7 protein-coding genes are annotated in these 9,122 nt (G+C 71.8%); 1 reads left to right on the forward strand and 6 read right to left on the reverse strand.

The window, feature by feature from the left end:
- Positions 1 to 95: 95 nt before the first annotated feature.
- From ABZ914_RS39910 to ABZ914_RS39920, 3 genes are all read right to left on the reverse strand, one after another.
- Positions 96 to 1,157, reverse strand: coding sequence for a BMP family lipoprotein (locus tag ABZ914_RS39910; RefSeq protein WP_387021606.1), 1,062 nt, complete (start codon positions 1,155 to 1,157; stop codon positions 96 to 98).
- 326 nt (positions 1,158 to 1,483) lie between these two features.
- Complete coding sequence (locus tag ABZ914_RS39915) at positions 1,484 to 2,803, reverse strand: amidohydrolase (RefSeq protein WP_190867400.1); 1,320 nt, start codon at positions 2,801 to 2,803, stop codon at positions 1,484 to 1,486.
- 223 nt (positions 2,804 to 3,026) lie between these two features.
- Positions 3,027 to 4,193: a glutamate--cysteine ligase gene (locus tag ABZ914_RS39920; protein ID WP_387021610.1), complete on the reverse strand. Its 1,167-nt coding sequence runs from the start codon at positions 4,191 to 4,193 to the stop codon at positions 3,027 to 3,029.
- A gap of 552 nt (positions 4,194 to 4,745) precedes the next feature.
- On the opposite strand from ABZ914_RS39920, the gene ABZ914_RS39925 reads away from it, so the two are divergent.
- Positions 4,746 to 6,134 carry a D-alanyl-D-alanine carboxypeptidase family protein gene (locus ABZ914_RS39925; protein ID WP_500199741.1) on the forward strand — a complete coding sequence of 463 codons (1,389 nt, stop codon included), beginning with the start codon at positions 4,746 to 4,748 and terminating at the stop codon, positions 6,132 to 6,134.
- A 6-nt stretch (positions 6,135 to 6,140) separates the two neighbouring features.
- Here ABZ914_RS39925 and ABZ914_RS39930 read toward each other — a convergent pair whose 3' ends face one another.
- Genes ABZ914_RS39930 through trpS form a run of 3 tightly spaced genes read right to left on the reverse strand, consistent with a single transcriptional unit; the run spans position 6,141 to position 9,020 of the window.
- The gene (locus tag ABZ914_RS39930) at positions 6,141 to 7,295 is read right to left on the reverse strand and encodes a YihY/virulence factor BrkB family protein (protein WP_500199743.1); all 1,155 of its coding nucleotides are present in this window, start codon (positions 7,293 to 7,295) and stop codon (positions 6,141 to 6,143) included.
- 46 nt (positions 7,296 to 7,341) lie between these two features.
- Complete coding sequence (locus ABZ914_RS39935; RefSeq protein ID WP_500199744.1) at positions 7,342 to 7,956, reverse strand: 2'-5' RNA ligase family protein; 615 nt, start codon at positions 7,954 to 7,956, stop codon at positions 7,342 to 7,344.
- A 2-nt stretch (positions 7,957 to 7,958) separates the two neighbouring features.
- Positions 7,959 to 9,020, reverse strand: a complete 1,062-nt coding sequence (trpS, locus tag ABZ914_RS39940; RefSeq protein WP_433252936.1) for a tryptophan--tRNA ligase — start codon at positions 9,018 to 9,020, stop codon at positions 7,959 to 7,961.
- Positions 9,021 to 9,122 lie beyond the last annotated feature (102 nt).

Here is a 9,122-nt window from a genome sequence, read left to right on the forward strand (position 1 = left end):
GCCCGCCCCCCCCCCCGCCGCCCCCCCCCCCCCCGGCCGGGAGACGGGGGGGCGGGCCGGCCCGGCGGATGCCGCGGCCGCCCGCCCTGTCCCCACTACGGCTTCGTCGGGACGGTGATCTTGCCGGCGACGATCTGCGACTTCAGGTCGTCCAGCTTGGCCTTGATGTCGTCGACGTTGCCGCCGGTGGTGGCGTAGCCGACGCCGTCGTTCTGCAGGTTGTACTGCACCGTGCCGGGCTTGAACTGGTTGTTCGCGACCGACTCGACGAAGTTGAACACCGACAGGTCGACGTGCTTGACCATCGAGGTGAGGATGTGCGTCTTCACGTCGGCGACGGCGGGCTGGTTGTACTGGTCGGAGTCGACGCCGATGGCCCACTTGCCGGCCGCGCCGACGGTCTTGATGACGCCGATGCCGGCGCCGCCCGCGGCGTGGTAGATGACGTCGGCGCCCGCGTCGAGCTGGCCCTTGGCGGCCTCGTTGCCGAGCCCGGTGTCCTTGAAGCCGTTGAAGTTCGGCGGCTCGGTCAGGTACTTGGGCGGCAGCACGGTGATGCCGGGCTTGGCCTTCTTCGCACCCGCCTGGTAGCCGGCGAAGAACTTCTGGATCAGCGGGACGTCGACGCCGCCGATGAAGCCGATCTTCCCGGTCTTGGACTTCAGCGCCGCGGCGGCGCCGACCAGGAACGAGCCCTGCTCCTCGGAGAAGCAGGAGCCGGCGACGTTGGCGCCCTCGACCTTGCAGCCGTCGGCGTCCACGACGAAGAACTTGGTGTTCGGGAAGGCCTTGGCGACCTTCAGCAGCGACGCGGTGTAGGAGAAGCCGACGCCGATGACGGGGTTGTAGCCGGTGCTGGCGAGCAGCCGCAGGCGGGACTCCTTGTCGGAGTCGGGCTCGTCCGGCTGCGCGGAGATCTCCTTGGTGGTGACGTGCAGGTCCTTCTCGGCCTTCGTGAGGCCGGCCGCCGCCGAGTCGTTGAACGACTGGTCGCCGCGGCCGCCGATGTCGAACGCCAGACCGACCTTGAGGGTCTTCTTGCCGTCGCCGCCGTCGCTGTCGCCGCCGGCCTTCTTGCCACCGCACGCGGAAGCGCCGCCCAGCGTCAGCGCCGCACCCGTCACGGTGACGAGAGTGATCTTCAGTCCACGGCGCAAGGTAGCGCTCCTTCCGTTCCCCACCCGGGATCGGCGGCCGCTCGGCCACCGAAATCGTTGGGACGCTACCTCGCGTTCGGTCAATAGCTGCCGACTTGCACCGTTTCGCAACAGGTCCGTTACCAATGCGTACGCATATCGGCACAGGTCAGCGTGCGGGTGATCGCTGCCTGTGACCGTTCCGGGGGACGGGCCGGCGGCCGGAGCACCGCCGCCGGCCCGCCGCGACGGAGCGCCGGACGCCCGGCGCCGGACGCCGGAGGTCAGGCGTCAGGCGTCAGGCGTCAGGCGTCAGGCGTCAGGCGTCAGGCGTCAGGCGTCAGGCGTCAGGCGAGGGTGGCGCCCTCGACGGTCTCCGGGTCGGCCGGGCGGCCGCCGTCCCACAGGGCGGTCAGCGCCGTCGCCGCCAGCACCCGCACCCCGACCGGGATGCACCGCTCGTCGACGTCGAAGTCGCCGCGGTGCAGGTCGTACTCGCCGGGCGAGCCGGGGGTGCGGACGCCGAGCCGGGCGAGGGCGCCCGGGATCGACTCCAGGTACCAGCCGAAGTCCTCGCCGCCGAGGCTCTGCGGCGTCGGCACCACGCCCTCCGGCTCGAGGACCTGCGCGGCCGCGTCCCGGAACATCTGCACGCTCGCCGCCTCGTTCACGGTCGGCGGGACGCCCCGGACGTACTCCAGCGACGCCTCCACGTCGTAGGCGGCGGCGACGGACTGCAGCAGCGCCTTCATCATCTCCGGCGCGCGGTGCCACGCCTCGTCGTCCAGGCACCGGACGGTGCCCTCGGCGATGCCGTCGTCGGGGATCGCGTTGGCGACGGACCCGGCCGACACCCGCCCCCACACCAGCGACAGGCTGGAGCGCGGGTCGACCCGCCGGGACAGCGCCGCCGGCAGCTCGGTGACGATCTTGGCGAGGGCGTACACCAGGTCGGCGGTGAGGTGCGGCCGGGCGGTGTGCCCGCCGGGCCCGGTCACCTTCACGTACACCTTGTCGCAGGCCGCGGTGATGGGCCCGGAGCGCAGGCCCAGCTCGCCGACCTCGATGCGCGGGTCGCAGTGCAGCGCGAACGCGCGGTCGACGCCGGCGATGCCGCCGGCGGCCATCACGTCCAGCGCCCCGCCGGGGGTCTCCTCGGCCGGCTGGAACAGCAGCCGGACCCGGCCGGGCAGCAGCCCCGCCTCGGCCTGCTGGGCGAGGAACAGCCCGGCGCCCAGCACCATCGTGGTGTGCACGTCGTGACCGCACGCGTGCGCGACGCCCGGCGCCGTCGACCGGTACGGGGCGTCCTCCTTCTCGTCCTGCAGCGGCAGCGCGTCGATGTCGGCGCGCAGCGCGATGGTCGGGCCGTCGCCCGGGCCGATGTCGCAGAACAGCCCGGTGCCCTTCGGCAGGATCCGCGGTTCGAGCCCGGCGAGGCGCAGCCGCTCGGCGATCCGGGCGGTGGTGCGGTGCTCGTTGTAGCCCAGCTCCGGGTGCATGTGCAGGTCGCGGCGGAACGCGACGAGCTCCTCCTCGTGCCGGGCGAGGAACACCTCGAGCTGCGGCCGCAGGGCCGCCGGGCGCTCGCTGCCCGCGGGGCCGTGCGGTCCCGGGGCGGTCGGTGGTTCAAGGCCGGGCATCACCCCGGGTCCCGGTTGTGTCATGTGCGCCCCCTGCGCGAGGGCGGGGCCGGTCGGCCGCCGCCCGGAGTTCTTCCCGGCGCCGCCGCTGCCGGCCGCGCGGGTGTTCTGTCCTGTGCCGGTGCCGCCCGTGGTGCCGGCGTCACCGCTGTCGTCACGGGCACCGGACGCGCCGGTGCCCCCCGTGCTCTCTCCCGAAGCGCCCCTTGCCGTTCCCTCGGGGCCCCCGTCCGGGCGGGCCGGCCGCTCAGGCCCCGGCATGGACGACCTCCCCCAGTGCGACGAACCTGTCCTCGGCGAGTTCGGTGACCGCCGCGTCGACGATGTTCTCCAGCGATCCGCCCGCCGCCCGGATCGCGCGCTGCCGCTCGTACGGGGCCCCGTTCTCCAGGACCTCGCCGGCGACCTTGAGCTCCTCGGCGCAGCCGAGCCGGTCGGCGACCGGTTCCAGTTCGCGGATCAGCTCGTACAGGTCGTCGCGGAGCGGCGCGGTGTTGCCGCTGTCGTCGGTGATGACGATGGCGTCGAGGCCGTAGCGGGTCGCGCGCCACTTGTTGTCGCGGACGACCCACGCCGCCGGGCGGGGCAGCGTGTAGCCGCGGTCGAGCTGCTGTTCGAACAGCGTGACCAGGCTCTGGCACAGCGCCGCCGCCATGCCGACCTCGCGCAGGGTGGGGATCCCGTCGAACATCCGGATCTCGACGGTGCCGAAGTCCGGGTGGGGGCGGATGTCCCACCACACCTCCTTGATGCTCCGGATGGTTCCGGCGCGAAGCAAGGTGTCCATGTAATCCTCGAAGGCCGCCCAGTCGTCCAGCAAGTGGGGAGGACCGGCCGTCGGCAGCTGACCGAAGACGACCGCCCGGCAGGACGCCAGCCCGGTGTCCGCGCCGCTCCAGAACGGGCTGGACGCGGTGAGCGCCAGGAAGTGCGGGAGGTAGGACGACAGCGCGTTGACGATCGGGATCGCCTTGGCGCCGTCGGAGACGCCCACATGGACGTGCACGCCGAAGGTCTGGATGCGCCGGGCCAGCCACTGCATCTGCTCGACCAGGTCGGCGTAGCGCTGCGTCGGGGCCATGACCGCGTCGCGCCAGTCGCTGATCGGGTGGGTGCCGGTGCAGGCGAGCTCGATGCCGCGGTCGGCGGCGGCGGTGCGCAGCTCGCCGAGCGTGGCCGCGAGGTCGTTCTTGGCCTCGCCGACGGTGTGCGAGATCCCGGTCACGACCTCGACGGTGGACTCCATGAGCTCGTGCCGCACCTTGGCGATCTCGCCGTCCTCGCTGAGCGACGGCAGCGCGGCGAGCACCTGGCGCGCGTCCTGCCGCAGGTGCCTGGTCTCCGCATCGACGAGCTGGATCTCCCACTCGACGCCGAGCGTCGTGCCCCTCGATGCGTTGAACTCAATGGCCACGGCCAACCTCCGTCCACAATCCTTGCAGGTCGTTGCGTGGCACGTGGCGCAATTCAGCCAGCGGGTCCCTAAGCCTGGACAAACGCCGGGTCCAGGTCACGTGTTCACACCATCATGGCGCCCGCGCCCGCCGCCACGCCGGACTCCATGCCCTTCGCGGGTCAATTGACCCGTACGGGCCGCCTGCGGGCCCGGGCGTCCCCTACTTTTCGGTCATTGATCATGTACTCGGCACCATTCGATCGAACTAGTCCGCCCGACCCAAAATACCTGCGGCGACGGACGGTGACCGAGCCTAGCGTCCGCTTACATACCGTGAGTAGTCATAAGCACCACAAAAATCGTCTAACGCACCATACGCCTCATCCGTCCCGAGCTTGCCGTCTTCACGGTCGGGTACCCCTTCGCCGGATGTGTCGCCTAGTCTTCGGGGGAGCCATGGGCGTGCGGGGCGGAACGGCCGCTGCGGGACTGAGGAGCGTCGGAAGCTTGCGAGCAGGACGACAGGGGCGGACCGGTGTCCGGCGCGCCGTGCCGAGGATGACCGTACCGATGATCGTGCCGCTGAGCGCGGTCTGCCTGCTGGCGGCCCCCGCGGCCGCGAGCCCGGCCGCGCCGCCGCAGCGCGACCCGGTCGGCGGGCCGCAGCTGGCGAGCCGCGGCATCGTGCTGAACAAGGCGCCGGGCGTGCCCGCGCTGCCGAAGCTGCAGTTCTCCTCCTACCTCGTCGCCGACGCCGACACCGGCGAGGTGCTGGCGGGCAAGGATCCGCACGGACGGTACCTGCCGGCCAGCACGCTGAAGACGCTGACGTCGGCGACCCTCGTCACCAAGCTCGACCCGAACCGGCTCGTCCGCCCGTCGCAGAAGGCGTGCGACGTCGAGGGCACGAAGGTCGGGCTGACGCCGTCCATGCAGTACAAGGTCTCCGACCTTTTCCACGCGCTGATGATGATGTCGGCGAACGACGCGGCGGTCACGCTCGCCGAGGCCAACGGCGGCATGAAGAAGACCATCGCCGACATGAACACCGAGGCGAGGTACCTGCACGCCGACGACACGCTCGCCGCGTCGCCGAACGGCCTCGACGTCGACTACGGCCTGAACCTCCGCACCCAGCACACGTCGGCCTACGACCTGGTGCTGTTCCTGCGGGAGGCGATGAAGAGCCCGCAGTTCCGGACGTACGTGCAGGCCACCCAGTTCCAGTTCCCGGCGCCGCCGACCAAGAAGGAGAGGAAGAAGCACAAGAAGGTCGGCGGCTATCCGATCTACACGCACAACAAGCTGCTGCCGGGCCAGAAGTACGGCTACCGCGGCATGCTCGGCGGCAAGAACGGCTACACCGTGCACGCCCAGCAGACCTACGTCGCCGAGGCGCGCCGCGACGGGCACACGATCATCGTCTCGGTGATGCACGGCGAGGGCTCGCCGTTCCAGGCCGCCGCCAAGCTGCTGGACTGGGGCTTCGCCGCGCGCGGCAAGGTGCAGCCGGTCGGCACGCTGGCGGCGCCCGGCGACACCCAGGCCAAGAAGCACGCCGACGGCGAGTCGGGCGGCGTGCTCCCCGGCACCTCGCTGGACTCCTCGGGCGGCTCGTCCGCGCTCGTCTGGGAGATCGGCGGCGGGACGGCCGGCGCGCTGCTGGCCATCGGCGTGCTGTTCGCGGTGTACCGCCGCCGTCGCCACCACCCCGTTCCGAGCCCCGCCGGGAGCACCGGCCTCGGCGGCGCTGTGGGACCGGGCGGGAACGTCCGCCCCGCCAGGGGCCCTGCCGGAAACAGCGGGAACCCGGCGGACACGGGCCACACGGGGCACGCGGGGAACGCAGGGAACGGCGGGAACACCGGGCACTACGCGGGGTCCTACAACGACGGCCCTTACGACTCCTACGACGACGGTTCCTACAACGACGGCTCTTACAACGACGGGGCCCGCTAGAGCCGTTCAGGACGCCCGGGCGTCCGTGGCGCCGTCCCGTTCCCGTTCGCGGGGCTTCTCCGGCTCCCGGCGCTTCTCCGGTTCGCGGCGGTCCTCCGGTTCGCGGCGGTCCTCCGGTTGGGGGCGGTCCCCCGCTTCACGGCGGTCCTCCGCCTCACGGCGCTTCTCCGCTTCGCGGTGCTCCTCCGCCTCGCGGCGCTCCTCCAGCTCGCCGATCTCCCGGTCGGCGAGGTTCTCCGGGTCCTCGGCGTCGGCCTTCAGCACGACGCGGCGGGTCGCGGTCCACGCGGCGACGAACAGCGTGAACCGGGACACGATGTTGATCCACACCATCAGCCCGACCAGGACGGCGAACGAGGCGTACACGGGGTTCTGCGTCGTCCGGCCGATCAGCAGCGTCGCGACCTGCTTGAGCAGTTCCAGGCCGAGCGCGCCGAACAGCGCGCCGCGGATGATCCGCCGCCACGGCGCGATCGTCCCCGACAGCCGGGTGAACAGCACCAGGAAGATCACCGTGTCGAACGCGACGGCGCAGGCCAGCGACAGCAGCCGCAGCCCGGTGCCGGCGCCCGGGACGTCCTCCAGCGAGAACCAGCCGAGGACGGTGTGGGTCGCCGACGAGGTGACCGTCGACACCGCCATCCCGCAGATGAGGATCACGCCGAGGAACGCGAGCACGGCCAGGTCCCACAGCCGCTTGAGGAAGAAGTTGCCGCCGCCGGTGGGCGGGTTGCCCCAGATGTCGCGCAGCGACTCGCGCAGCACCTGCACCCAGCCGAGCCCGGTGAACAGCAGCGCGACCAGACCGACGACGCCGACCGCCGTCTTGGACTGGGCGATCTGCTCGACCTGGAGCTGGTCCGACAGCCCCGGCAGCAGCTCCTGGACGGCCTTGACGAAGTAGTCGCGGGCCTGCGTGCTGATCCCGACCAGGTAGCCGAGCAGCGAGTACGCCAGCGCCAGCAGCGGGAAGAACGACAGGAACCCGTAGCAGGTCAGGGCGGCGGCGAGCCGGTCGCCGCGGCGCTCCTGGTAGCGCTCGAACGCGCGGGCGAGGTGGTCGAACCAGCGCCAGCGGCCGCGGGCGGCGCCCAGCACGGCCTTCCCGTCCGCCAGCAGAGCCTCGATCCACCGCTGAACCCCGCTGATCACCTGCCGCATGTACGCAACGTACCCAACCCTTGGCTCTCGATGCGGCGGACGGTAATCAACCGTTGAACGTTGAGTGGCGTTTCCCATTGCCGAACACGAAATCGCATTGCGGCCGCCACACGCCGTCCAGGCCGTGCTCGTACAGCGAGAAGCCCCACGCCTCGAACTCGGCGCGGTAGGCGGACATGTCCTTGTAGGCGCGGTCCATCACGTCGTCGGGCAGGTGGTGGGCGATGGTGATGTGCGGGTGGTACGGGAACGGCAGCGGCCGGGCTAGGGGCCCCGACGCGACCTGCGCCTGCACGCGCTCGCAGCCGCCGATTCCCTGCGCCAGCGCCACGTACACGACCGGGGACACCGGTCGGAACGTTCCGCTGCCGCGCAATCGGATACGGAACGGCCGCTCGGCATGCGCGACGTCCAGCAGATGCGCCTCGATCGCCCCCATCTCGTCGGGGGCGACCTCGGTCGGCGGCATCAGCGTGATGTGCGTCGGGATCGCGGTGGCGAGGGGGTCGCCGTAGGAGGCGCGGATGCGCTGCAGCTCCGTCCCGTACGGATCCGGGACCGGGATCGCGACCCCGATCATCCGGACGCCACCGGCGGCCGGGCCCCCGGGCACCCCGATGAAGGTGTCCGCGAGCCCGGGACGCGCCCCCTCGCCGGCCACGGTCAGCGACCGCGTCCCACGAAGCCGACCCGCTCACGGACGATCTCCATGGTGCGCGCCGCGACCGCCCCGGCGCGCTCGGCGCCCTTCTCCAGGATCCGGTCCAGCTCCGCCGGGTCGTCCAGCAGCGCGGTGGTGCGCTCCCGGATCGGGGTGAAGGTGCCGAGGACGACCTCGGCGAGGTCCTTCTTGAACTGGCCGTAGCCGGACCCCGCGTACTTCGCCTCCAGGTCGGGGACGGACGTGCCGTCCAGCGCGGAGTAGATCCGCAGCAGGTTCGTGACGCCGGCCTTCTTCTCCTCGTCGTAGACCACCTCGGTGCCGGTGTCGGTGACCGCGCGCATGATCTTCTTGCGCATCGGGCCGGGCTCCTCCAGCACGTCGATGATGCCCTGCGGCGAGGACGCCGACTTGCTCATCTTCGCGTCCGGCTCCTGGAGGTCGGTGATCTTGGCGGCGCCCTCCGGGATGTGCGCCTCCGGGGCCACGAACGTCTCGCCGAACCGGTGGTTGAACCGCTGCGCGAGCGTCCGGGTCAGCTCCAGGTGCTGCCGCTGGTCCTCGCCGACGGGGACGCGCAGCGCCGCACTGCCCGGCTCCGGCGTGTACAGCAGGATGTCGGCGGCCTGCAGGACCGGGTAGGTGAACAGCCCGACGCTCGTCCCGGACGCCCCCTGCTTGGACGACTTGTCCTTGAACTGGGTCATCCGGCTCGCCTCGCCGAACCCGGTGATGCATCCGAGCACCCACGCCAGCTCGGCGTGCTCGGGGACGTGGCTCTGCACGAACAGCGTCGCCCGGTCCGGGTCGACGCCCATCGCGATGAGCTGCGCCACCGAGACCCGCGTCCGGCGGCGGAGCAGCTCCGGGTCGTGCTCCACGGTGATCGCGTGCAGGTCGACGACGCAGTAGAACGTCTCGTGCGTGTCCTGGAGCGACACCCACTGCCGCAACGCGCCCAGGTAGTTGCCGAGGTGGAACGAGTCGGCGGTGGGCTGGATGCCGGAGAACACCCGCGGGGCGGGCGCGGCGGCCGGGCTGACTGGGCTGGACGCTTCGGGCATGTGCACGGACCGATTCTCTCAGGTGTCGTCGGAGGCTCCGCCGCCGGTGGCGGCGTCGCCGGCCGGCCGCGGGGCCGCGGCCGGTGGCGCGGGCGTCGCCGG

It is taken from the genome of Spirillospora sp. NPDC046719 (genome assembly GCF_040645715.1).
GTDB lineage: Bacteria > Actinomycetota > Actinomycetes > Streptosporangiales > Streptosporangiaceae > Spirillospora.

Bases quoted from the DNA above. Each gene is read 5' to 3' on its own strand.
- ABZ914_RS39915 (WP_190867400.1), bottom strand. From the start codon at position 2,803: ATGACACAACCGGGACCCGGGGTGATGCCCGGCCTTGAACCACCGACC.
- ABZ914_RS39925 (WP_500199741.1), top strand. From the start codon at position 4,746: ATGATCGTGCCGCTGAGCGCGGTCTGCCTGCTGGCGGCCCCCGCGGCC.
- ABZ914_RS39930 (WP_500199743.1), bottom strand. From the start codon at position 7,295: ATGCGGCAGGTGATCAGCGGGGTTCAGCGGTGGATCGAGGCTCTGCTG.
- trpS (WP_433252936.1), bottom strand. From the start codon at position 9,020: ATGCCCGAAGCGTCCAGCCCAGTCAGCCCGGCCGCCGCGCCCGCCCCG.